This is a genomic window from Streptococcus sp. HMSC074F05, from assembly GCF_001808725.1.
GTDB lineage: Bacteria > Bacillota > Bacilli > Lactobacillales > Streptococcaceae > Streptococcus > Streptococcus parasanguinis_I.
Genome location: NZ_KV794410.1, coordinates 388 through 24,921 on the forward strand (window position 1 = coordinate 388; position 24,534 = coordinate 24,921).

The 24,534-nt window shown below is 42.5% G+C and carries 26 protein-coding genes; 5 read left to right on the forward strand and 21 right to left on the reverse strand.

All coding sequences use genetic code 11. From position 1 onward, the window contains the following. Positions 1-154 precede the first annotated feature (154 nt). From HMPREF2685_RS03255 to HMPREF2685_RS03265, 3 genes are all read left to right on the forward strand, one after another. Complete coding sequence (locus HMPREF2685_RS03255; protein ID WP_070465251.1) at positions 155-997, forward strand: aldo/keto reductase; 843 nt, start codon at positions 155-157, stop codon at positions 995-997. Positions 998-1,300: 303 nt separating this feature from the next. Continuing rightward, complete coding sequence (locus HMPREF2685_RS03260) at positions 1,301-2,446, forward strand: low temperature requirement protein A (RefSeq protein WP_000209242.1); 1,146 nt, start codon at positions 1,301-1,303, stop codon at positions 2,444-2,446. A 572-nt stretch (positions 2,447-3,018) separates the two neighbouring features. Then, positions 3,019-3,549, forward strand: coding sequence for a hypothetical protein (locus tag HMPREF2685_RS03265; protein ID WP_070465254.1), 531 nt, complete (start codon positions 3,019-3,021; stop codon positions 3,547-3,549). Between the two features lie 197 nt (positions 3,550-3,746). On the opposite strand, the gene HMPREF2685_RS03270 is transcribed toward HMPREF2685_RS03265, so the two are convergent. The 19 genes from HMPREF2685_RS03270 to HMPREF2685_RS03365 all read right to left on the reverse strand — a co-directional run bounded on the left by HMPREF2685_RS03270 (position 3,747) and on the right by HMPREF2685_RS03365 (position 19,867). Continuing rightward, complete coding sequence (locus HMPREF2685_RS03270; RefSeq protein ID WP_003010655.1) at positions 3,747-4,454, reverse strand: hypothetical protein; 708 nt, start codon at positions 4,452-4,454, stop codon at positions 3,747-3,749. Further along, entirely contained in the window at positions 4,451-5,131 is a 681-nt protein-coding gene (locus HMPREF2685_RS03275; RefSeq protein ID WP_003010654.1) for an ABC transporter ATP-binding protein, read from the reverse strand. The genes HMPREF2685_RS03270 and HMPREF2685_RS03275 overlap by 4 nt, the downstream gene beginning before the upstream one ends. 288 nt (positions 5,132-5,419) lie before the next feature. Next, the gene (locus HMPREF2685_RS03280; protein WP_037608252.1) at positions 5,420-6,706 is read right to left on the reverse strand and encodes a sensor histidine kinase; all 1,287 of its coding nucleotides are present in this window, start codon (positions 6,704-6,706) and stop codon (positions 5,420-5,422) included. Positions 6,707-6,737: 31 nt separating this feature from the next. Then, positions 6,738-7,472, reverse strand: a complete 735-nt coding sequence (locus tag HMPREF2685_RS03285) for a response regulator transcription factor (RefSeq protein ID WP_070465256.1) — start codon at positions 7,470-7,472, stop codon at positions 6,738-6,740. A gap of 907 nt (positions 7,473-8,379) precedes the next feature. Continuing rightward, entirely contained in the window at positions 8,380-10,005 is a 1,626-nt protein-coding gene (gene groL / locus HMPREF2685_RS03295) for a chaperonin GroEL (RefSeq protein ID WP_070465259.1), read from the reverse strand. A gap of 21 nt (positions 10,006-10,026) precedes the next feature. Next, positions 10,027-10,308, reverse strand: a complete 282-nt coding sequence (gene groES / locus HMPREF2685_RS03300; protein ID WP_024055367.1) for a co-chaperone GroES — start codon at positions 10,306-10,308, stop codon at positions 10,027-10,029. Between the two features lie 130 nt (positions 10,309-10,438). Continuing rightward, positions 10,439-10,732: a hypothetical protein gene (locus HMPREF2685_RS03305; RefSeq protein ID WP_003013750.1), complete on the reverse strand. Its 294-nt coding sequence runs from the start codon at positions 10,730-10,732 to the stop codon at positions 10,439-10,441. A 101-nt stretch (positions 10,733-10,833) separates the two neighbouring features. After that, positions 10,834-11,688 carry a PTS system mannose/fructose/sorbose family transporter subunit IID gene (locus HMPREF2685_RS03310; protein WP_037585172.1) on the reverse strand — a complete coding sequence of 285 codons (855 nt, stop codon included), beginning with the start codon at positions 11,686-11,688 and terminating at the stop codon, positions 10,834-10,836. Then, positions 11,672-12,514 (reverse strand): PTS mannose/fructose/sorbose/N-acetylgalactosamine transporter subunit IIC, encoded by an 843-nt coding sequence (locus HMPREF2685_RS03315; protein WP_003004789.1) that lies wholly within the window; start codon positions 12,512-12,514, stop codon positions 11,672-11,674. The genes HMPREF2685_RS03310 and HMPREF2685_RS03315 overlap by 17 nt, the downstream gene beginning before the upstream one ends. A gap of 56 nt (positions 12,515-12,570) precedes the next feature. Next, the gene (locus tag HMPREF2685_RS03320) at positions 12,571-13,065 is read right to left on the reverse strand and encodes a PTS sugar transporter subunit IIB (protein WP_000261775.1); all 495 of its coding nucleotides are present in this window, start codon (positions 13,063-13,065) and stop codon (positions 12,571-12,573) included. Between the two features lie 14 nt (positions 13,066-13,079). Further along, positions 13,080-13,517 (reverse strand): PTS sugar transporter subunit IIA, encoded by a 438-nt coding sequence (locus HMPREF2685_RS03325; RefSeq protein WP_024054947.1) that lies wholly within the window; start codon positions 13,515-13,517, stop codon positions 13,080-13,082. Positions 13,518-13,657: 140 nt separating this feature from the next. After that, positions 13,658-14,956 carry an ABC transporter substrate-binding protein gene (locus HMPREF2685_RS03330; protein WP_070465260.1) on the reverse strand — a complete coding sequence of 433 codons (1,299 nt, stop codon included), beginning with the start codon at positions 14,954-14,956 and terminating at the stop codon, positions 13,658-13,660. Then, entirely contained in the window at positions 14,953-15,636 is a 684-nt protein-coding gene (locus tag HMPREF2685_RS03335) for a response regulator transcription factor (RefSeq protein WP_037585171.1), read from the reverse strand. Before HMPREF2685_RS03335 ends, HMPREF2685_RS03330 begins: the two co-directional genes overlap by 4 nt. Positions 15,637-15,641: 5 nt before the next feature. Further along, the gene (locus HMPREF2685_RS03340; RefSeq protein ID WP_070465263.1) at positions 15,642-16,958 is read right to left on the reverse strand and encodes a sensor histidine kinase; all 1,317 of its coding nucleotides are present in this window, start codon (positions 16,956-16,958) and stop codon (positions 15,642-15,644) included. Continuing rightward, entirely contained in the window at positions 16,958-17,941 is a 984-nt protein-coding gene (locus HMPREF2685_RS03345) for a substrate-binding domain-containing protein (protein ID WP_070465266.1), read from the reverse strand. Before HMPREF2685_RS03345 ends, HMPREF2685_RS03340 begins: the two co-directional genes overlap by 1 nt. Positions 17,942-18,129: 188 nt before the next feature. Further along, on the reverse strand, positions 18,130-18,525 hold the full coding sequence (locus HMPREF2685_RS03350; protein WP_003004675.1) for a single-stranded DNA-binding protein: 396 nt from the start codon (positions 18,523-18,525) through the stop codon (positions 18,130-18,132). A gap of 101 nt (positions 18,526-18,626) precedes the next feature. Next, positions 18,627-19,253: a YtpR family tRNA-binding protein gene (gene ytpR / locus HMPREF2685_RS03355; RefSeq protein WP_003009800.1), complete on the reverse strand. Its 627-nt coding sequence runs from the start codon at positions 19,251-19,253 to the stop codon at positions 18,627-18,629. A gap of 9 nt (positions 19,254-19,262) precedes the next feature. Further along, positions 19,263-19,580, reverse strand: a complete 318-nt coding sequence (locus HMPREF2685_RS03360) for a thioredoxin family protein (RefSeq protein ID WP_003009797.1) — start codon at positions 19,578-19,580, stop codon at positions 19,263-19,265. Continuing rightward, on the reverse strand, positions 19,577-19,867 hold the full coding sequence (locus HMPREF2685_RS03365) for a DUF4651 domain-containing protein (protein WP_070465269.1): 291 nt from the start codon (positions 19,865-19,867) through the stop codon (positions 19,577-19,579). The genes HMPREF2685_RS03360 and HMPREF2685_RS03365 overlap by 4 nt, the downstream gene beginning before the upstream one ends. A gap of 142 nt (positions 19,868-20,009) precedes the next feature. Here HMPREF2685_RS03365 and pepA point away from each other — a divergent pair, with 142 nt between their 5' ends. Beyond that, positions 20,010-21,074 (forward strand): glutamyl aminopeptidase, encoded by a 1,065-nt coding sequence (pepA, locus tag HMPREF2685_RS03370; protein WP_021154295.1) that lies wholly within the window; start codon positions 20,010-20,012, stop codon positions 21,072-21,074. Between the two features lie 244 nt (positions 21,075-21,318). Beyond that, entirely contained in the window at positions 21,319-22,803 is a 1,485-nt protein-coding gene (locus HMPREF2685_RS03380; protein ID WP_070465275.1) for a DUF1846 domain-containing protein, read from the forward strand. A 337-nt stretch (positions 22,804-23,140) separates the two neighbouring features. On the opposite strand, the gene folK is transcribed toward HMPREF2685_RS03380, so the two are convergent. Together folK and folE are read right to left on the reverse strand one after the other, a co-directional pair. Further along, positions 23,141-23,950, reverse strand: coding sequence for a 2-amino-4-hydroxy-6-hydroxymethyldihydropteridine diphosphokinase (gene folK, locus HMPREF2685_RS03385; RefSeq protein ID WP_070465277.1), 810 nt, complete (start codon positions 23,948-23,950; stop codon positions 23,141-23,143). 25 nt (positions 23,951-23,975) lie between these two features. Further along, on the reverse strand, positions 23,976-24,530 hold the full coding sequence (gene folE, locus HMPREF2685_RS03390) for a GTP cyclohydrolase I FolE (protein WP_003019101.1): 555 nt from the start codon (positions 24,528-24,530) through the stop codon (positions 23,976-23,978). Positions 24,531-24,534 lie beyond the last annotated feature (4 nt).

Consider the following 24,534-nt stretch of genomic DNA (forward strand, 5'->3'; position numbering starts at 1 on the left):
ATTCTCTTCCCAAGTAATAATATCTCCAAAAGCTGTTACGAACAGCGGAAAAAGAAGTAAGGAACTATTCATAATAATAGCCGTAGCAAATCTTTGCATTTTTGCCTTATCTTTTTTAAGATAGTACTATTAAAAAAAAGAAAAGGTGAAAATCGTGGAAACATATACACTTGCAAATGGGGTTGCTATTCCTAAAATTGGTTTTGGAACTTGGCAAATTGCTGAAGGCGAAGAAGCCTATAACAGCGTTAGCTTCGCACTTAAGGCGGGTTACACACATATTGATACCGCACAAATTTACGGTAACGAGGTTTCTGTAGGTAAGGCGATTGCTGATAGTGATTTGGCACGTGAGGATATTTTCCTAACTACCAAACTTTGGAATGATAAGCACGATTACGAGTTGGCTAAGACTTCTATCGATGAGTCTCTCGAAAGACTTGGTGTGGATTATTTGGATCTTTTGCTTATCCATTGGCCTAATCCAAAGGCGCTTCGTGAGAATGATGCTTGGAAGGCTGGCAATGCGGGTGCATGGAAGGCTATGGAAGAAGCCTACAAAGAAGGTAAGGTGCGTGCTATCGGTGTGTCAAACTTTATGCAACATCACCTAGAAGCTCTTTTTGAAACAGCTAAAATTGTTCCACATGTCAATCAAATCCTCTTGGCTCCAGGTTGTGACCAAGAAGACTTAGTTGCCTATTGCCAAGAGCGCGATATCCTTCTTGAAGCCTATAGTCCACTAGGTACAGGTAGCATTTTTGCAAATGAAGATGTTGAAGCAGTGGCTGAACGTAACGGTAAATCTGTGGCACAAGTTGCTCTGCGTTGGAGCCTTCAAAAAGGTTTCTTGCCACTACCTAAGTCTGTGACACCTAAAAATATAAAAGCTAACTTGGATATCTTCGGCTTCGACTTATCAGAGGAAGATATGGCAGTCTTGGATAAGATTCAAGGCATCAAAACTCAGGATGATCCTGACACAGTTAATTTTTAATAGGATTTTAAGCAACCCATCAGGGTTGCTTTTTAGTGTGTTTCTTTAGATTTGCTATGATGAAACTATCATTTTTTATTTATAGATGGGAGTTACGTAATGGAGTCTCGAAATCTTTTGCCTCAGAATACACGTACTTCATTACCAATCATCAAACACTCCGCCTGTAAGCTGGTACATGAGGTAAATGTGCTCCAAGATTTTGACAATTCGCGCCACATGAAATTATTTAAGCATATCCTTTTCTCTCATTACCATTTTCTGTTATAATGTATTGTATTTCTAAAGTAGAAAGGTATTAATATGACAACTCTTATTAAGCATAAACGTGTAGAATTTTCAGAACTATTTTATGACCTAGTGTTTGTTTTTGCAATTTCAAAAGCAACTGCTTTAATTCACCCTCTTCATAGCGGTGTTGTGGCTTGGGATTCTTTACTTGATTTCTTCATCTCTGTCATGGTTATCATCAATTCCTGGATGATTCAAACCATTTATACCAATCGCTATGGAACAAACTCGTTATTTAACATGGTAATCATGTTTATCAACATGGGACTTATGCTCTTTATGTCCAATATGATTGGATACAATTGGCAACAATGGTTCTATTATACCTGTTGGGCTGTTGGTACATTGACCCTTACCTTATTTTTTCAATATTTGGTTGAATTTTTTAGAAAATCAACCGATAATACTGATCGGGAAAGTATCAAAGGTTTTCTATGGTTAACAGGTCTAGGAAGTTTAGGAGTCTATCTGGCAGCTCTTTTTCCTATTTACGTTGGAGTCTATATCTTTATTGCTAGTATTCTGCTAACATTTATTGTGCCAATTTTCTTGATTACTAAAGATGAGCATTTCCAGGTAAATCTTCCCCATTTAATCGAGCGCGTCTCCCTTCTTGTGATTATTACGTTTGGAGAGATGGTTGTTGGGCTAGCTAGCTTCTTTACAGTCGAGAATTTCTCGATTTATTCGGTTCTCAATTTCGTTATCATGCTTTCCCTGTTCTTGTTTTATTTTGGCGAATTTGACCATGCTATTGATGAAGGATCTAGTCAAAAGGGATTATTTGTAATTTATAGTCACTATCCTATTTTCATCGGGCTTATGTTGATGACAGTTTCGATGGGTTATCTCCTGAATCCCGAGGCTAATCTTCTCGTTGCAATCAGCTTCTTTTATATCGGAATTGGCCTCTTCCAAGCTGCTGTCCTAGCAAATGGGCCCTATAACAAAAACTATCTTCGCTATCCGAGAAGTTACTACTGTGCTCAAGCGACACTCTATCTGGCTGCCTTGATTCTCTCTTTGCTTTTCGCTTCTAATCCTATAACAGTGTTGAGTATTGCAACCATTTTTACTCTAGCTATAGCCATTCATTTTATTTATTTTTATGTGACACAGAATAAAAAATATTCCAAATCTAACTGGGGGTTCTTTTAATGAGTTTATAACATAAAAAAGCTTTGGGAACCAAGGCTTTATATGATATCAATCACCGACCACGAAAATGTTTAGCTTACAGAACTGCTAGTGAAGCTCTAGAGGATGAGTTCGAGTAAATGTTGCACTTATTCTTGCAATTTATCATTTACTTGATGCACGAACTCGATATTTTTTTCGTTAATTTGTTTTTGCCCCACTTTTGCCCCATTTTTAAATCCTGACATTGAAAATACCTAAAAGTATTTCCTAAAATCAGCTATATTTCAATATTTTTGTTTATTTTCAATATGAAAAGTTCTTACAAATTCATGTAGGGGGCATTTTTTTATGCACAAAAAGCCTTGAAAACCAAGGCTTTTTTGCTTGTCTCAAAAGTATTTGGCTCATATTTTTATACACTATAATGTAGCGTACGAAGATAGAATATCCTGCATCATTGTTATTCCATTTAAAATAAAAAAGCACCTTTGAACCCTAGCAAACATTTGACAGCTCTTCATCGAATCCGCTATGATAAGGGTACTTGAAATTCCAAGTTTTCGTTGCATCTTAAATGTAAGGAGTCCAAAATGAAAATCTATTATTCAAAATATGTCGGATATGGCTCTCTGGCTTTTGCCTGTGCGCTCTTTATCCACTTAGCTTTTTTATCGATCCTAGGTTTTGAGGGGTTTCCAAAAATCACTTTTATCACTCTCATTCAGATCCTTTTATTGTTGATTGCGATCTATGCAACCATTGCTGGGATCAAAAGACTGACCAGTCGTCAGATCGCCTTTGAGCTGACTTCTGATGGGATCCATGCTTATCAGGGAGTGATTCTGACAAAAGATATCTTTATTCCCAAGGAAGATTTGCTGAGTGCAGCCTATAAAGTGGTTGATGTCAGTGACCCAGATCACCAAAATAGTAAAAGTTATTTCATCGAATTTCAACTGAGGGACAATACAGCACTAGAAAATCTCTCAAAATCGAATGTCATCATTAACACAGAGCACCATACCGTAAAACTCTTCGTCAATCTTTGTAAATTTAAGGAAGAAGATTGGCAAGATCTTTCCAAGTACTTGACGGACGAATACCGAATAACCGTTTTATAGCAAAGAAAAGAGAGTGGGACAGAAATCGGTAATTCGTTAGAATTCGATTTCGTCGTCCCACCTCCGCACAGTTGAGTAGGGCTGTAAAAGCTGATGAAATCAGCGTAGTAGAGCCCACTCAACCACTGCGTCTTGCTCGACAATCCAAAAATAATTGAGAGGCTAGGACTTTTGTCCCAACCTCTTTTTAACTGCTCTTAGTTCCCCATTTTTCCTTTGGGTACGAGCAGATAGAAAAATAGCAAATTCAATCCAAATACGGCAACAAAGAGCGCTAATTGAGTGGCATCGACCGTTTGTTTCTCGGTCAAATCTTGGATCAGCTTTGTATAATAATAACCTGGGAAAGCCCGTTGTAGCTTGCCAACTAAGTCCATAAATCCTCCACTTGCACCAAGCGTATCAAAGGGAATAATGGTCATAGCGGCCAAAATAATGATAGGAAAGCCAATGGTATCAATCGTCTTGGCATCTACTCTTACCCCAAGGACAAAGCCAATCACGCTAAAGTAGATCCCCATCAAGGATAAGAGGAAAAATTGTACCAACAGGCTAGTCGTCACTGGAAAGCGAAAACCTAGAACAGCAACTACTAGTACTGCTAAAAAGATCAAGCTGTTCAAAATCAGTTGTACGATCGATTGATCCCATAAATAGTTCTTGACACTATAGCTTGTAAAATGGGATTCAAAAGAATAAAACCCGATATCTGAGGCGATCCGCTTACTAAAGGTTGCAAGGCTATTGCCAATGACCCCGATAAATACGGCAATGCCTAATAAAATACTTGGCGAAACCCCTTTTTGAAGCTGATCAAAGAAGATATACCAGCCTATGGGTAAAATAATGGTGAATAATACAAAGCGCTTATTTCGTAAAACTTGTTTTAATTGAATCTTTTTCATGCTTGTTCCCCTCCTTTATTCATCTCTTCTCGGAAATACTGCTCAATGGTTTGACCATCCTGGTGAATGTCCTCGACAGACTTTGTGGCAGCAATTCGACCATCTTTTAAAATCAGGACTTTTGTAAAAAAGGCATCGATTTGGTTAAAATCATGGGTCACCACAACAGATGTAAACTCTTGCTGCTCCAGTAATTTCCAAAAATTATCCACTGCTTCCAAGTCCATGCCAGTCGTTGGCTCATCTAAAAAAATCAACTTTGGATGATTCAAAATAGTTACCAACAAGGACAAGCGTCTCTTTTGACCACCGGAAAGACTGCCCACCATCTGCTCTCTTGATTCTCTCAATTCGACCATCTCTAAGAGTCCATTGATATCAGCCTGCTTCAGCTGATTCATCCGGCTTTTTAATTCGACGAATTCAGCGACGGTTAGATCCTCGATGAGCAGATCCCCCTGAGGCATCATCCCAATTTCTCTTTGAAAATCAAGCGAAGTCTTTATCGTCCCCGAATCGGCCTGGAGCTGTCCAGCGATAATATTGAACAGGGTGCTTTTACCTGCCCCATTATTTCCCAGCAAGGCAATTTTATCTCCTTCTTCTATCGAAAAAGACACTCCCTTTAATACAGCTTTTTCCTTAAATGATTTTGTAATAGATGCTACCTGAAACATACGATCCCTCTTTTCTTATTGATCTTGTGTACAGTATACTTCAAAGGGACAGGCTTTGTGGCTCTCTGTCAGAATCGGTCAGAAAATCGTCGCGAATGGTCAAAAAAGAGGCTGGGACAAAAGTCCTAGCCTCTCAATTATTTTGGATTGTCGAGCAAGACGCAGTGGTTGAGTGGGCTCTACTACGCTGCTTTCATCAGCTTTTACAGTCCTACTCAACTGTGCGGAGGTGGGACGACGAAATCGAATTCTAACGAATTACCGATTTCTGTCCCACTCTCTCTTCTATTATTCCTTCCAAAAGGTCAGGCTCTGAGTAAATCGGTAGTTTGAACTCTTGGTAGACACTGTCGTTTTGGGATACTTTTCCAGTAATTGTTGGATCTTGTACAAGCCAAGACCGCGGCCCTCTCCTTTACTCGAGTAGTCTTTTTCAAAAATTCTCGCCAGATCTATTTTTTCAGCTTTTGTACTATTTTCAACGATTAAGATGAGGGAGTTTGTTTCCTGAAGCATGGCAAGGGTCAGCTGGGGGTCCTCTGATTCAAGACTCGCTTCAATAGCATTGTCACAAAGGATGGATAAGAAGGTGATGAAATCTAAAACCTCGATGAATAAATCACGAACAGGTTCATCGATCTCGACAGAGATCCCAATCCCTTTATTTTGAGCTTCCAATAATTTTGCGGACAGAACACTTTTTACAGCTGGATTTTCTATGTGACTGAGTTTGGCAATATCAAACTTACTATTGTAAAATTGCTGGCCACTCTCTCGAAGAACATTCTCATAGACTTCCCTGATCGCATTGAGGTCTTCGTGCTCAATACTTAATTTGAGACTGGTTAAAATATTCAGGTAATCATGACGAAAGGCACGAATCTCCCCATAGAGCATTTCGACGTGTTGGCTATAGGTGGCTAACTCCTGCAGTTGCCTATCTTTTTGCTCTAGAATCTCTTGTTTCAATCGTTCTTTGGACACTGCATTGAAATACAAGAGCATCACAAAAAACAAAATCAGATAAATACTATTTAACTGTTCCCGTAAAGCATCTGCATGAGGAATAGCATCCTCAAAAACCACCAGACCTACAACACTGAGCAAATACACAAACATGGAAAGATCCATTGGGAGTAGGAAACGATTAAAATACTGCCGTTGAAACCCTACTTTTAAATCTGTAAAATCTAGTTTTAACAATTTAGTGATTCCTATATAAACAGGAAAGACCAGCAATTCAAGTAGAGCATCATACCAGCTGACAGATGCCTCATGAACAAGTACGATCCCTAACATTGGAAAGACATAAAAGGCTAAGAGACGCCCAATGAGACTCTCCATGACAACCGGATAGAGCCCATAAAAAATATTCAAAAGGTGTCGTATGTTACGATTTCGGTAGAAACTATAGGCAATAAATACTAAGAAATAGCCAAAAAAGCCTACCGGTGGTACAAGGGTAAAGATAATTGCAAAGAAGAAGGGGCACAAAAAGAGCCAGCGCAAGGTGAACTCTTGTCTACTGATATGACGATAGATCAGCATGCTGACGAAGAACTTTAGGTAAGACATTAGAATATCTAACAGCAATTCTTTCTCCCTTCTATTTTTTCAAAGCTTCCAGTAAGCCTCTGTACTTGGTCCGTGAGATCAAGCAATTGTCCCCATTTTCAAAAAAAGCTTTCTTGGCTTCTTTATCAATCTTCGTAATATTTTGCGGATTCACCACAAAGGAGCGGTGGCACCGATACAAGCGGGGATCTGCTTTTTCGATATCGGCAATACTAGCGTAAAATTCCAAGCGCTCTTCCTGGGTGTGTAAAATGACCTTGTGAATGGTTGGAGACGTTTCAACATACAAAATCTTATTAAAAGGAACTTGTACACGCGCCATCGCACTCTCAAACGTAAAGGCATCTTGCGCAATCGTGGTCCCAGCTTGCTCCAAGGTATAATCGATGGCTGAGCTGATTCTCTCTTTGAACTCTTCCTCACCCAGCGTTTTATCGATAAAATCCAAGGCAGCTACTTTGTACTGAAAGGTAATGGGCATGAATTCAGAGTGAGTGGTGACAAAGACAATGGTCGCATGGGGGTCTTTCTTACGAATCTCTTTTGCGATCTCTAGCCCCTTTTTTTCCTCACCTTTAATCTCGATATCTAAAAAGAATAGGTGATGGGCGCCTCTCTCTGTGATAGCATCCAGCAACTGGCTTGGCTTCCCAAACACTTCTGGCGCTTTACATTGCAAGGATTTTTGACGGATGAGATCCTGCAAGACCGCTTCGATACGCGATTGTTGGATCCATTCATCTTCTAACACAAAAATCTTCAACAAAGTCCTCACTCCTTCCCCTCGACGAATATGTTCTATTTTACCATAAATGATGCCTGCTGAGCCACTCTTTCAAAGGAGACTCAAAGGCCTTCTATCTTTTTTCCTTAACAAAAAACTCTCCCGGAGGAATCCGGAAGAGCTCGCGCAAGGGGAATTTGAAAAATATTTTTTAATATGAAAAAGGTCGATAAAATCTATGCTATGTTCAAACTCTCATTTTACTAACAGCGATATTACGATCAAGTTTTATTGTCAATAGACATGTATGTGGGAAGTTCTCCCCTTGCAACAATGTAGACCTGTGATCTACTCTTAATAGTATACACTAGAATTATTACAAAATCAGTTAATTTGTATTGCAATTTGTTGGCAAATATCCCTCTGCCTGAAAACACCGCAAATGCTTGATTCCCAAGCATCTACGCAAGTCCTCTTTAATTAGTATTTATCATTTCTGTTACAAAATTTAAAATAAAAATATTATTCCATAACAAATGAAAATCCCAAAGCACGATAAAAAGAGGCTGGGACAAAAGTCCTAGCCTCTCAATTATTTTTGGATTGTCGAGCAAGACGCAGTGGTTGAGTGGGCTCTACTACGCTGCTTTCATCAGCTTTTACAGTCCTACTCAACTGTGCGGAGGTGGGACGACGAAATCGAATTCTAACGAATTACCGATTTCTGTCCCACTCTCTCTGAGCTAGTAAGACGATTAGCCAGACCGCACAATAGCGGCTGGCGTCAAATGATTCGTGCTTTAGAACCAATCATGGGTATCAGGTTACGACAGAAAATAAAGAAGGCCGATAACGCCTTCTTTATTTTCTTAGTAAGACACTTCGGCAAGGCACCATGATGCTTGCCGTAGCCTAATGAGGTGCTTCAGCACCCATTAGGCTAAGTGTCTTACATCATCCCCCCCATCATGCTTGGATCCATTCCTGGTCCTGCTGGGGCTGCTGGTTCTGGTTTGTTGGCTACGACTGCTTCGGTCGTCAAGATCAGACTCGCTACGGAAGCGGCGTTTTGAAGGGCTGAACGGCTCACTTTAACTGGGTCGATGATTCCTGCATCAATCATATTCACCCATTCACCTGTTGCAGCATTGAAACCTGTTCCGACTTCGGCATTTTTCAAGCGATCAATCACAATAGATCCTTCGTAACCGGCATTGTGGGCAATTTGGCGCACCGGCTCTTCCAAGGCACGAAGAACGATATTGCGTCCGGTCGCTTCATCTCCTTCTAATTCAAGGGCTGCGACTGCAGAGATGACATTGACAAGAGCTGTACCACCTCCGGCAACGATCCCTTCTTCAACGGCTGCGCGAGTCGCATTAAGGGCATCTTCGATACGGAGTTTCATTTCTTTCAATTCTGTTTCTGTTGCAGCACCAACCTTGATTACGGCAACACCACCAGACAATTTAGCCAAACGTTCTTGTAATTTTTCACGGTCAAATTCAGAGGTTGTGGTTTCGATTTGTGACTTGATAACAGCCACACGGTTAGCGATCGCTTCTGGGTTACCAGAACCTTCGACAATGACGGTACTGTCTTTATCGACTGACACTTTAGCTGCTTGCCCAAGGGCTTCAATGGTTGCATCTTTCAATTCCAAACCAAGATCGTCTGTAATGACTGTACCACCAGTCAAGATGGCAATGTCTTCTAGCATGGCTTTGCGGCGATCTCCAAATCCTGGTGCCTTGACAGCTACGACATTAAAGGTACCGCGGATCTTGTTTAAGACAAGTGTTGGAAGAGCTTCGCCATCGACATCATCTGCGATGATCAAGAGTGGACGGTTGCTTTGAAGAATGCTTTCCAACAATGGCAAGATTTCTTGGATATTTGAAATCTTCTTGTCAGTGATCAAAATGTATGGATTTTCAAGGTCTGCCACCATTTTTTCATTATCAGTGACCATGTATTGTGAGAGGTAACCACGGTCAAATTGCATACCTTCAACGACTTCCAGTTCTGTCTCCATTCCACGAGACTCTTCAATGGTGATGACCCCATCTTTGCCAACTTTTTCCATGGCTTCAGAGATGTACTCACCGACTTTTTCAGAACGAGAAGACACAGCAGCTACTTGAGCAATCGCTTCCTTGCTCGATACTGGAATCGCATTGTTTTTCAAAGCTTCTACTGCTGTTACAACAGCTGTCTCAATCCCACGACGGATGCCAATTGGGTTAGCACCTGCAGTAACGTTTTTGATCCCTTCACGGACGATAGCTTGAGTCAAGACCGTTGCGGTCGTTGTACCGTCACCTGCGATATCATTGGTCTTAGAAGCCACTTCTGACACCAATTTAGCTCCCATATTTTCAAAATGGTCTTCCAATTCGATTTCTTTTGCGATAGTCACCCCATCATTTGTGATCAAAGGTGAACCAAATGATTTTTCAAGAACCACATTGCGACCTTTAGGGCCCAACGTAACTTTCACTGTATCTGCTAAGACATCGACACCACGGACCATTGCAGAACGTGCATCAGATGAAAATTTAATATCTTTTGCCATTTCTCTTACCTCTTTCTTCTCTTACTCTACAATTGCAAGAATGTTTGCTGTTCCAACGATGGTGTAGGTTTCTTCCCCATCTTTCACTTCAATTCCTGCATGGCTTTCAACCAAAACGTGGTCTCCTGCTTTTACAGCTGGAGCGATGAGTTCACCACTTAGGGTACGCACACCTTCACCAACGGCCACTACTTCAGCTGTTTTTGTATCAGCCTTGCTCGCACCTGCGAGAACAAAACCTCCAACAGTCTGTTCTTTTTCTTCTACTTTTAAGACCACACGGTCTCCTAATGGTTTTAACATATTCATTCCTCCATACGAGTTTTTTAGCACTCTCTATACGTAAGTGCTAACTTATGTTTCTATTGTATCACTTGGTCAGAAATAGTCAAGAAAAAAACACCTCAAAAATAGATGAGATGTTTCTAAAATTTCAATTTAAAATTGTCAATTTTTGATTGAAATCATCGATCACTTTTTGAAGATTGATCCGCCCGCGGTAGATGCCATATCCAAAAACAATCATGCCTAAAATTCCAACCAAGGCTAGTAAAATCCCGAGGATCAAGAGTGGGAGGAAACTTTTGTGAAAGAGATAGATCAATACCACACCAATACTGGCAATGATAAAGAGTAAGCTGAACCAACGACCAAGGTTTTCAAGCATGTGGCGTTGGTAGTTGATTTCTGTTTCATATCCATTGACAAGTTCTTGTTTTGTAACCATGGGATTCCTCCTGATAAAAATTGAGAATGAAGTGCAAGTAAAGGAGGTCAATCCACTTCATTCTCAAAAACTCCTACTAGCAAATTTGTTTTTTCTTTTCCTTAGTATTTAAGATGTGGGTCGAAGATACCAAGGGCAACACCGATCAAAGCCACTACAACGAGAAGTAACATGACTTTGTTTGGTGAAATTTTTTTCTTAGACATCAACCACCAGCAAAGAGTGATGAAGGCTGCTGTCAAGAGACCTGGATAAACACCATCGATCTTTTCTTGGATGTTCAAGAAGACTTTTCCTTCAGAATTCTTGAATTGAAGGGCTGTTGTAACAGATACCCAAGTAGCTGCTACGGCACCGATAACCATACCACCGACAACGCTGATCGCTTTACGAAGAGCTTGTCCTTTTGGTCCTACAAGGAATTCAACGGCTTTATCCCCTAATTGGTAACCTTTGAAGAAGGCAAAGCGCATACCAAAGTAGACTAAGAGGTTCCATACGACGATGTAGAAGAGAGCACCAGCGACGTTACCACCTTTAGAAAGTCCAAGGGCAATCCCCAAGAGAACTGGAATCAAGGTACCAACGACCAATGAGTCACCAATACCAGCGATTGGTCCCATCAAACCGGCACGCATACCGTTGATGGTTTCGCCATCTACTGCATCTCCGTTTGCACGCGCTTCTTCCAAACCAGCTGTGATCCCTACAACAAGAGATCCAAGTTGTGGTTCAGTGTTGAAGAAGGCCGTATAGGTTTGCATAGCATCCTTTTGTTCTTCTTTTGTGTCATACATTTCTTCTACGATTGGAAGCATAGAAGTCAAGTACCCGAAGGTTTGCATATGTTCTTGAGAGAAACAAGTCAAATGACCATAATACCAATGATGGAATGCTTTTGCTAATGTTTTCTTTGAAATTTTCTTTCTATCAGCCATTTTAAATATCCTCCTCATCATCGTCTTGGTCCACCACTCCGGCTGGAGCAGCTTTCATCGATTTGATCACTTCAAGTTCATAGTAGATTACTGCAAAGATTAATGAAACAACGGCACTGGATACCAAGTTCAATCCGAGAGATTTTGCCAAGGTAAATCCAACAAAGAATGGAATGAAGTCAGTTGCTTCTGTAACAATTTGTTTCAACAAGATGGCAATACCGACACATGGGAGAAGAGCACCGACTGTAAAGAGGGCTTTCATCCAGTAACCATCCATAGGAAGGTATTGTTTCATCAAATCAACCATGTTTTCACCGTATTTGGTGATAATCATTGTTGGAAGGAAAGAGAAGAGGAAGTGAGAGATCCAAGGGTAAACCCAGTCAACTGCGTAGAGTTTTTTGAAGTTTCCTTCTTCAACGGCTTTCCAACCAATGTGTTGCCAAACCAAGTTCATAGTAGCGGTACCGTAGAAAAGAACTGTACCAATTGTCCCAACGGCTGCACCGATTGGAGCTGCAGCTGCGGCGATTCCTGCTTCATCTGTGATGTTATTAGCATGCACAAACAAGATAGCAAGAGGAACACCGATGTAAGAGATGGCACGCACATCGGCAGATACGGTACCACCAGGTGTTACCAAGGCGATATAAACGACTTGAAGGGCAACCCCGACCATAATACCGGTTGTCACATCTCCAAGAATTAAACCTGAAATCAACCCACCGATCAAAGGACGACCGAGTGTATAGTTCCCGATACTGGAACCTCCCATACCAGGCATTGAAGACAAGCTGGCGAAAATACCAAGCAAGATTGCTTGAATCCATGAAATTGTCATAACAAACGCTCCTTTTGTTTGTAAATTTATTTACCTAACAGATCAGACTGTTAGTTTTAAAAACCAAATTTTGATTTGAAATCATCCCAATACCCGATGGAAACATCTGGCAACAATTGGAATTTCACCTTGTAGCCTGCTGCTTGAATGGCTTGGAAGGCTTCTGCTTCTTCCTGAGTGATGGATTGGTTATTTCCCAATTTTACAGCTCCAGGACGATCATTTGCAGGGCCAACAATGATTTCTTTAACATCACCTGGGACAAACCCTTGGTCGACCAAAATTTCCTTCATATCGATTGGATTTTTGGTAATCAAGAAGTAACGACTATCTGATTCTGTTACTTTTGCTGATTTTTCTTTAAAAGCTTCCTTTGTCCATACAAAGGTTTTCTTGTCTGATGCGCCTTTGTAAGCTTGGATCAAAACCTTGTTTGATGCTGCTGCATCATTTACGGCAATCAAACCATCACATGGTTTTTCCTTTGCCCAGCGTGTGACTGTTTGACCGTGAATCATGCGGTCATCAATCCGTACAAATGTTACTACCATAAGGTACCTCCCTATTAAATATCGTCATCATCTTCTTCAGCACCAGCGGCTGAAATTTCAAAAGGCTGTAGTGCAGATCGTGCTTCTGATAAGATGGTGGCTGACAAATCGTCTCCCTCCAACACATCCTTCATCACAACTGCCGTCAAGGCCATGGTGAGGTTCATCCCACCAAGGATCAAGGCTCCATCGAGCTTTCCAGCTTCTTCTAGAACCGTGGCTGCAGTGGTTAATGGACTACCACCTACGATATCTGCCAAGACCAAAACAGAATCATCAGCTGTCAATCCTGAAATGCTCTCTCTGAAATCAACTGCGAAGTCATCGACCGATTTTCCTTCTTTGAGTCCAACTGCGATGACCTGATCCAACTTGTCACCAGCAAACATGGCTAGTGATGTCTTTAGACCTTCTGCCAGTCCACCATGACTGACCAAAACGAGGTATTTCATTTTTCTACGCCTCCTTTATTTGACTCTATTGTAGAGTATTTGAAAGCGTTTTTACATTGTCAAATGTCACATTCCTAATATGACATTTAGCAATAAAAAAATGACATCTGTCACTTGACAAAATGCCATCTTATTTTACTCTAAACTCCTACCTGTAGACTACTTTCAATCTCCCTCTGAATTTGAGGCAAACGGTTCTCGACATCCTGATCGCGCAAGGCATTGCCGATCAAGTAGTCTAGCTTTTCTAACACCTCTTTTGAGACATTTTTAGGACTACTTTCAACAGCTTGTTCCATGATGCGGTTCAAGGTCTGATTGGTCAAGGAATCCGTTCCAAAATCATCCACCTGCAAAAGGTCTTTACTAGAGCGACTCTTGACCACCTGTGGCATGACAGAGATCCCTTGGGATTGAGCAAAGAGGGTTTGTTGAATGTCTGGATCCTCTGTTAAGAGTTGCATCAATTCCCAAGCCAACTTGGAATGAGAACTTCGAGCCGACATAGCAAAAGAAGTCGTCGTGACCAAGGTTGCCTTGGTCGTTTTTGATTTAGCCGGCATCGGGATACAGGTCCAGGTGAAGTTTGAATATTTAGAAACGTGGTAGGGATAAGGTTTATAGGTCCGATATTGAGCCAAGGTCATGGGATAGAAGGCGACTTTCCCTTGGTCAAAATCTTTAGAGCTCACCTTGTAATTTTTATTTAGATCTTCCAATTTTTGCAGAAAAGTCAGAGACTCTTTCACCTCTGGAGCTGTCAGCTTGAGCATGCCACCTTGGAAAAGATGACCTCCATTTGCCGCCAAGGCTTCTTTCCAGGTGTATTCTGTACTCCCAAATTGGTCCAGTTGCCCATCCCCATTGGTATCTTTGGTTAGTTTCTTGCAAATCGTATAGAACTCTTCAAGGGACCAACCTTCTTTGGGAACCGCGATGCCTTCTTTATCCAAGAGATCTTTATTGACACACATCAAAATCGGATTGCTTTCATAAGGTAAGGCATAGGTTTGCCCCTGATAGACACCGGATTCAAAGGCAACGGGATAAAAGGCAGCTTGGTCTTTTCGATCCATATAACCATTTAACTTCTCGAGCACGCCACGCGCAGCTAATAAGGAAAGATCTTGCTCAGAGACCATAAACACATCCGGCGTCTTTCCTGAGACAATCTTTTCGGAGAGCCAGTCAGAATAATCCGACTGAGGAATCCCATTTTCATACTCTACACGAACGTGGGGATGGGATTTTTCAAATTTTTGAATCGCACGATCCAAGGCATGGGAACGTTGACTGGTCGGCACATCCCAGCTAGAACCTGCATAAACGCCGATATGGAGTACGGTCGGTTGCTGTTTCCACCAATAAAAACCCGCGCTCACACAGAGCACAACAAGGAGACCGATCCCCCAACAAAGATGCTTTCGCTTCAATTTCATTCTGTATTTCCTTTAGAAAAATCACGTCTCGTCACTCCTGTTTGGACTGACCAGATCGCTAATTGCGTTCGATCTCGTAGGTTTAATTTCGCCAAAATCGTTGATAAGTAATTGCGCACGGTTCCTTCTGACAAGAAGAGTTTGGCCGCAATTTCTTTATTGGACTCCCCATAGCCGACTTCTTGGATAATGCGCCATTCTGTCGTGCTCAAATCCTTGACATTGTCCTCATCCACAGCAATAGAGAAATTGGTTTTGGCCATTTGTGAGAAAATTTGAAAGACTTTACTAGCAATATTCGGGTTGATCATGGCTCCGCCTTGATACACCACCTTAATCGCTTCATAGAGTTCCTCTGTCGAGGCTCCCTTTAAGAGGTAGCCCGAAGCACCATACTTGAGTGCACTATAGATAAATTCATCATCATCAAAGGTCGTTAAAATAATAATTTTGATATCCGGATAGTGCTCTTTGACTTCTTTTGTCGCCAAAACCCCATCCATGCCTGGCATCCGAATATCCATTAAGATCAGGTCAGGATGTGTCTGTGGAATGCTAGACAAGACGTGATTCCCATCTTCCACTGTGGCCACCACTTCGATATCGGGGTGGGCTGACAAAATAATTTTCAAAGATTCTCGAATCAGGGCCTGGTCATCTGCCACCATTACTTTTATCACCATCTCTATCTCCCTTCTTTATATTTCGGTAAACTGACGCGCGTGAAAAATCCATCGCGGCTTTCAAATTGAATCTGTCCTCCTAGGATAGAAATTCGTTCCATCATCTGCTTGAGCCCATAGCCATAGGTCAAGGTTTCAAACCCAACCCCATTGTCCTGCAACTCGATCAGGTAATCTTCTTCATTCTCAAAAAAATGAAGGCTCATCTGACTGGCATGACCGTGGCGAACCGCATTGGTCATAGACTCTTGGATCACACGAAAGATCGTATCTTCAATCATGACGTCCATATCGACATCGACCCATTCATAGTGTAAATCAACCTGCAAGTTGGAAAGCGTCTGGTACTCGCGGATCATCTTTTCCAAAGCATCTTTGAGGGTTCGTCCCTCAAGGGCACCTGGACGGAGGCGGTTGAGAGAGCCTCTCACATCCTGGATCCCTTCACGAACCACTTCTGATACGCTTTTAACCTGCTCTTTTGCCCGATTGGGATCGATATCAATCAAGACTCCGACAGCATCCAGCCCTGCCGAGATCCCTGTTAGCGCGTGCCCCAAGGTATCGTGAATCTCCCGAGCAATCCGCTTGCGCTCCCGATCTTCTGCAATCTTCTCAGACAAGGCCATATAGTTGTTCAACTCCGTATTGACCTTCGAAACCATGGCCAACTCTTCTTCCACTTCGTGGTTTTCCGCAAGAACATTCATAATATAGAACAAAAGCGAAATAATGAAGAGCACCATATTCAAGGCATAGAGGGAATTCTTTAAGAAAAAGGCCAGAATCCGAATGGAGGCAGGATAAAAATGAATATAGACATCCAGAGAAGGAATCGGAAAGAAAAGCGAAAAGACGTCTGAATTGGTCACAAGAAGCATCAAGAAACTCACTAGGATAAAAGCAAACCAATACTTGCGGTCTCGCTTGGTATTCAACTCTTTGGAACCATAGAAGATATCCGCAAAAACCAAGAGAATGAGCCCGTTATAAGCTACATTTTGGACCCACATCAAGAGCAACATCAGGAGGATCTCCAGAATGTTCCACTTATCAAAAATGGACCATCGACTCGTTTGAGACCGGTAACGACTCATGGAAATCAAGGCAATCCCAGCAAATAAGAGTGCAGACAACCAAAAAGTTGTAGAGGGCGCAAAAGGAATGCGCTCTAAGCGTTCTACTAATAGGGAAGCTTGTCGTTGAGCAATGATATAATTGGTTGCTTGAAGATAGATGATACTGTTGAGCATCACAGCGATAAAATTTACGACCATCAGGATGGCCAAACTGTATCTCACACCTCTAAATTTTCTCATTACTGCCACCCATTCACATCAAATTGATCGATGTTTTCCTTTGTCATCATCTGAACCGGAATGGTTATTTCTTTTTGGTAGCTCTTCCCATCAGCCATATCTTGGATGACCTCCATCACGCGGTCTCCCATCTTCAACGGAGACTGGGCAACGGTTCCTACGACATCATCTGTCGAGTGCAGCAAGGCTTTCATATCTGGTGAGCCATCAATCCCATAAATCGCAATGGAATGGGTGATTCCTTGCTCCTTGATCGCCGCTAAAGCTCCTATAGCCGATCGGTCATTCAGGGCAACTAGGGTATCAACATTCCCCCCTGACTGCAAGAACTTACGGACAGCGGGCATGGCGATCTCCGTCTGACCCTTGGTTTCTAGTTCCGAGATGATCTCATAAGATCCATGTCCTTTGATGGTATCCTTAAATCCCTGAATCCGCGTATCTGCCGAAACAGTCCCTTTGTGCTCCAAGAGAAGGATCCGAGCATTTGAAGAGCGTTTCATCAACTCTTTCGCAATCAAGACTCCTGCTTGGTAGTTGTCGGAGACAATGCTGGCATCCGGCTTAAAATGCTTGAGCTGGGTATCAACTGCAATGATCTTAATTCCTTGTTTTCTAGCTTTTTTAAGAGCCCTTAAAATCGGCTGACTATCCCCTTTGACCGGATTAATCACAATCACATTTACTTTTTGAGCGCAAAAATCATCGATCTGCTGGCTCTGCCTTTTTTCATCCAATTCCGGATCTCGAACAGATACAAGAGCCCCTCTCTCATCGGCAATCCGACTAATTTCCGAATGAATACTTTTATAGAACTCATTGTTCATGGTCATATAGGTGACACCAATCTTGGTCTGATCCTTGATGCTACTGGTTTGACAAACAGCATAGATCCACAAGAGGAGGCAGGCCACTGGAATCACCAGTAGAACCCGTTTTATCAGCCATTTTAACAGTTCTTTTCTTTCTTCTTTCCTCTTCAAACTCCGTTCCTTTTCTGAAAATTTTGAATATATATTACTTTATTTTACTACTTTTTCAAGAAAAGTGCTGGCTTTTATTGTACAGATGCATATTTTTGATTTATTTTTAAAAGAGTCGTTCCCGAATAAAATCCCTAGCAAGTATCAAAAAAGCTGGTCTATAAACGAACCAGCTTTCTTTTTTGATCCTAAAAGGGAAGATCTTCCTCTTCTAAGATGATATCGGCTAAATCTCCCGTTCCACCATTTTCACGCATCGCTCGCTGAGCGCGGCTCTCTAGCAACTGAAAACTTTGGCAGAGGACCTCTGTCACATACTGCATAACTCCATTTTTCTCGTAGCGGCGCGTCCGAATCTCTCCATCCAAAGAGATCAGGCTCCCTTTGCTAGCATAACTAGCCATGGTTTCAGCCAATTTCCCCCAGACAACGACATTGACAAAATCAGTCTCTCGCTCCCCGTTTTGGTCCTTGTAGCGACGATTGACCGCAACGGTCACTCGGGCAACGGATTTGTCTGTGCTGGTTTTATGCAATTCTGGGGCCGCTACTAGGCGACCGATTAAAATAACTTTATTATACATCATTTACCTCCTATCTATTTATTCGAAAAAATTTCAAAAAATGGAGGTGACAAACCAAAATCAAAAAAATCTAGGATCCAAAACATCCTAGATTCTTCTCTTTATTCGTGCCAGTGACGAGCAGGATCAAAAGGTGTCCCTGCTACTTCTGCGTCATCCAATTCAATAATGCCTCGTTTTTGAGGAGCATTTGGCAAGTGCAATTCGCGCGGACTGCACATCATCCCATAGCTTTTTTCTCCACGAAGGGCCCCTGGGAAAATCAAGCTACCATCCGGCATCATGGCACCTGGAAGAGCGACAATGGTCTTGAGACCCACTCGCGCATTTGGAGCTCCAGCTACGATCTGAACCGTCTTATCTGGTCCAACTGCTACTTGGCAGATATTCAAGTGGTCACTATCTGGATGGGCTACCATTTCAAGGATTTCTCCCACCACAAATTTTGGTTCCCGATCATTGACCAAACGTTCTGCGAAGCCTTCTCTTTCCAATTCTTGATTCAAACGAGCTACTTGCTCATCTGTCAAAAAGACTTGGCCCTTGCCTTCGATGGCGAAGAAAGATGAGGCATCAAAAATATTCCAGGCAACGGTTTCTTGCTTGTCCTCACGGTAAACGCGAGCCACTTTTCCTTTTCTCTCCACCGCGAGCTTTGCTTCTCCACTATTTTTCAAGGTCAGCATCAAGACATCGCCGACTTGTTCTTTGTTGTATGTTACAATCATGTTTTTCTCCTATTTTAATCCTGCTAAGAATGCTGTAAGCTGCGCCTTGGTTTTTCGATCCCGATTGACAAACCGACCGATTTCCTTATCCTTTTCCAGAACCACCAAACTTGGGATCCCATAAACATCCCAGACTTTCGCCAGATCCATATAGGCATCTCGGTCAATCAAGATAAAGGTAAATTCGGGATTTTCAGCTTCAATCTCCGGCAAAAAAGGCTTGAGGTAACGACAATCCCCACACCAATCTGCTGAAAAGACAAACACTTTCTTGCCATCTTGCTCTACATAAGAAGCAATTTCTTCTAGAGAATTTGGTGTAATCATAGTTTTTCCTCTTCATAATGCAAGAGACCGTCCTCATAGACAAAGCGGTAATGGAGCTCATCTTCAAAAATGACGCCTCCTACTAAGCGTTCTTCACTAGACTCGTAGAGTTCCACATACAGGGTCGCAATCGTCCCCATGGCTTCCATTTGCTCCCGTACTTCTGCTACCAACTCTTCTTGGGTACGGAGACGCTTTTGATCTTTGGCGATTTTATAAACACCGGCCGCAAGAGCTCCTGCACTTGCTACAGCCAGACTAGACAAAATAATTTTTTTAGCTTTCATAGTGCCTATTGTAACACAAAATAAGCAGAGGGACAACGGTCTAGGCTAGATCTCTCCCTCCGCTTTTAGAGACTGATTTCCATAATAACGCTACCATCCTTGTAGAAAAAGTGATAAAATAACATCAGAAAGAAGGTAACCTATGACTGATTTATTTTCTAAAATCAAAGAAGTAACTGAAATCCCTGCTATCTCAGGTCATGAAGCTCCTGTACGGGATTATTTGCGCCAACAATTGACCCCTCATGTGGACGAAATCGTGACAGATGGTCTTGGTGGGATCTTTGGGGTCAAACATTCAACAGCTGCCGATGCTCCTCGTATCTTAGTAGCTGCCCACATGGACGAAGTTGGTTTTATGATCAGCGAAATCAAAGCTGATGGGACTTTCCGTGTTGTCCCAATCGGAGGTTGGAATCCGATGGTCGTCAGCAGCCAACGCTTCAAACTCTTTACACGTGACGGACGTGAATACCCTGCTATTTCAGGATCTGTTCCTCCTCATTTGACACGTGGAACAGGTGGACCAACCGTACCTGCCATTAGCGACATCGTCTTTGATGCTGGCTTTAGCTCTAAAGCCGAAGCTGAGAGCTATGGCATCCGTCCTGGAGATACCTTGGTCCCAGATAGCTCTGCAATTCTCACTGCTAATGGTAAAAACGTCATTTCTAAAGCATGGGATAACCGCTACGGCGTCTTGATGGTCAGCGAATTAGCCAAGAGTCTTTCTGGACAAGCCTTAAACAACGAACTCTATGTGGGGGCTAACGTTCAAGAAGAAGTAGGACTTCGTGGAGCCCACACCTCAACTACTAAATTTGATCCTGAAATCTTCCTTGCTGTAGACTGTTCACCAGCAGCGGATGTCTTTGGGGACCAGGGCGCGATTGGTGAAGGAACACTGCTTCGCTTCTACGATCCAGGTCACATCATGCTACCAAATATGAAAGACTTCTTGCTCACAACTGCTGAGGAAGCGGGCATTAAATTCCAATACTATTGTGCCAAAGGTGGTACCGATGCAGGTGCAGCACACTTGAAGAACGGCGGAGTCCCATCAACCACTATTGGTGTCTGTGCACGTTACATCCACTCACACCAAACCCTCTATGCTATGGATGATTTCTTGCAAGCGCAAGCCTTCTTGCAAGCATTGGTTAAGAAATTGGATCGTTCTACAGTTGATCTGATCAAACACTATTAAGCAAATCCTATCTGAAGCCCCGTAAGGGGCTTTTTTAGGAGGGAAACAAGGTTCTCTTGGAAGCTTTCCACCGTGAGTAACCATTGAGCTCTTTGGCATCCACACTTCCCTATGGAAAGTATCTTAGAATATTTTATCTTCCATCTGTTTTCTGATATAATATGAAAGAATGAAATGGTAGGGAACGGAACACTCATCCTTGGATTCGTGTGGCAAACCCTTCCCTTATATACAGGAGTTTTACATGAAAAAACAAGCTTTTAGTTCTGAAAAGTATTTGAACTTGCAACGTGACCACATTATTGAGCGGATCAATCAATTCGATGGCAAGCTCTACCTTGAATTTGGTGGTAAGATGTTAGAAGACTTCCACGCTGCTCGTGTCCTCCCTGGATACGAACCAGACAATAAGATCAAGCTGCTCCAAGAATTGCGTGACCGGGTGGAAATTGTCATTGCCATCAACGCCAACAACATTGAGCACTCAAAAGCCCGTGGAGACCTAGGAATTTCTTATGACCAAGAAGTGCTACGTTTGATCGACAAATTCAATGAATTAGGGATCTTTGTGGGCTCTGTCGTCATCACCCAATATGCTGGACAAGCTGCAGCAGACGCCTTTCGCAAGCAACTGGATAAGAGCGGGATCGCCTCTTATCTCCACTATCCGATCAAGGGCTATCCGACCGATATGGACCATATCATCTCTCCTGAGGGGATGGGGAAAAATGACTACATCAAGACTAGCCGCAATTTGGTCGTTGTGACAGCTCCTGGACCTGGTTCTGGTAAGCTGGCAACGTGTATGTCCAATATGTACCATGACCAATTAAATGGGATCAAATCTGGTTATGCTAAGTTTGAAACCTTCCCAGTTTGGAATCTTCCTTTGCACCACCCAGTCAACTTGGCTTATGAAGCAGCGACTGCAGATCTAGACGATGTCAATATGATCGATCCCTTCCACCTCCAAACCTACGGGGAAACAACGGTCAACTACAACCGCGATATTGAAATCTTCCCTGTCTTGAAGCGCATGTTGGAACGCATCCTAGGAACCTCACCTTATGCTTCTCCAACAGACATGGGCGTCAACATGGTTGGCTTTGCCATTGTGGACAATGACGCTGCGATTGAAGCTTCCCAACAAGAAATTATCCGTCGCTACTACCAAACCATCTTAGATGTCAAAGCAGAGCGTGTCGGTGAAGGGGCTGTGAAGAAAATTGAGCTCTTGATGAATGATTTGGGGATTACTCCAAATGATCGGAAAGTGACCGTCCTTGCCCGCCAAAAAGAAGAAGAAACAGGGGAGCCCGCCTTGGCGCTTGAATTGCCAAACGGCGAGATGGTAACCGGAAAAACCTCTGATCTCTTTGGCCCAACCGCAGCCCTCTTGATCAATGCGATCAAGAAATTGGCGCATATTGATAAAGAAACCAAATTAATCGAGCCAGAATACGTCCAACCTATCCAAGGCTTGAAGATCAATCATTTGGGTAGCCGTAACCCTCGTCTTCACTCAAACGAGATCCTCATTGCCCTAGCCATTACAGCTATGACCAATGAAGACGCTAAGCTTGCTATGCAAGAATTAGGCAAGTTGAAAGGCAGCGAAGCCCATTCAACCGTGATGCTGACAGACGAAGACAAGAACGTCCTTCGCAAGCTCGGTATCAACGTCACCATGGATCCTGTCTACCAATACGATCGCTTATATCGTAAATAAACTCAGACAAACAAAAACAATCCCTGCTCTAGGAATTGTTCAGATTGAAGACAAAGTCTTCTTAAAAAACTTTCCTTAGGTGAGTACGGACGTCAGCGAACTTCGAAGAAGTTCCATGACTAATTATTGAGCCTAAGGTCTCAATAATTCCGAGTGCCTGAAACTGAGTCGTTTCAGGCACTTTTCTCACGGCTGAAAGTTTCAGAATATGATTGAATAACTATAACGAGTATAATTTTTAAAGAATTGATTAAATTTTATTAAAGATTCGTTTCTCTACGCTCTCAACAATCCCTCGAACAGGGATTGTTTTTTATTATGATGCAAAGAAGAGAGACTATTTGACAGCCTCCCATAATTGGCGAATGGGCTTTCTTTGAACAGGGTCCACAAAATGAGGAGCAATTTCATTCAAAGATTCTAGGACAAAGGCACGTTCTGCCACATAAGGATGCGGTAAGATCAAGCTCGGACTGTAACAAATGGTGTCCTCCATGTAGAGCAGATCTAGATCAATCACACGTGGCCCCCACTTGACCTCACGAACACGTCCCATTTCCTGCTCAATGGCCAGTAAGGTCTCTAGTAAATCCTCTGGGGTCATCCAAGTTTCAACCTCTGCCACCTGATTCAAAAAGGTGTCCTGCTCCACTCCTCCCCAAGGTTCTGTTTCAATCCTTGTAGATGTCTGAAGAAGATGAATGCCTCGATCCTTGATTTTTTCTAGCGCCGTCTCTAGTTGCAGTTGTTTATCTCCCATATTGGTCCCAAGCCCAATAAAGGCCCGTTTTTTCTCCCGTTCGATTGTCACAGAACAAGTCTCTAATGGCAAGGGAACAGGAGCCCAAGGTTTTTTCAACTCCAGGCGAACTTTTTCTACAAAGGCATAACTTTCGAAAATCTTTTGAACCAACTGAAAGGCCACCGTTTCAATCAGATCGATTTTTTCTGCCTGCATCCACTCGGTCAATTGTTCCGCTAAGATCCCGTAATGGATCGAAGCTTCCAAATCACCTGTGCGGGCAGCACGGGTCATTTCATAATCCACCCATAGGTCTAGGACAAAGCGTTGTCCCAATTCTTTTTCTGCTGGAAAAACACCATGATAGGCGTATACCTCTAAGTCCTTGATCCGTAATTGATCCACTCTCTTCACCTCTTATAGCCAGCCATTAGTGGCCCATGAGTTTATAGGCTTCATTTTTCAAGTCTTTATCTGTCGCAAGCAGTCCACGCGCAGCAGTTGTCACTGTAGCGGTTCCAGGTTTACGGACACCACGCATGTTCATACACATATGCTCTGCTTCTACCCAGACAAGTGCTCCTTGTGCTCCAAGATATTCCATCAAGGCATCTGCGATTTCTACCGTCAAACGTTCCTGAATCTGTGGTTTTTTAGCGTATACTTCGACCGTACGAGCCAGTTTTGAAAGCCCAGCCACACGGCCATTTGGAATGTAGGCAATGTGCACTTTTCCATAAAATGGTAAAAAGTGATGCTCACACATGGAATGGAAGAAGATATCCTTCTCGACCACCATATTGTTATCAATGATTTCAAATGATTTAGACAGGTGCTCTTCTGCTGTCTGCCCTAATCCTGCAAAGATTTCTTGGTACATCTTGGCAATGCGGGTCGGCGTTTCCTGAAGTCCCTCACGGTTCTCATCTTCACCGACTGCCTCGATGATCATTTTCACTGCTTCTTCAATTTTCTTTGTATCCATATCA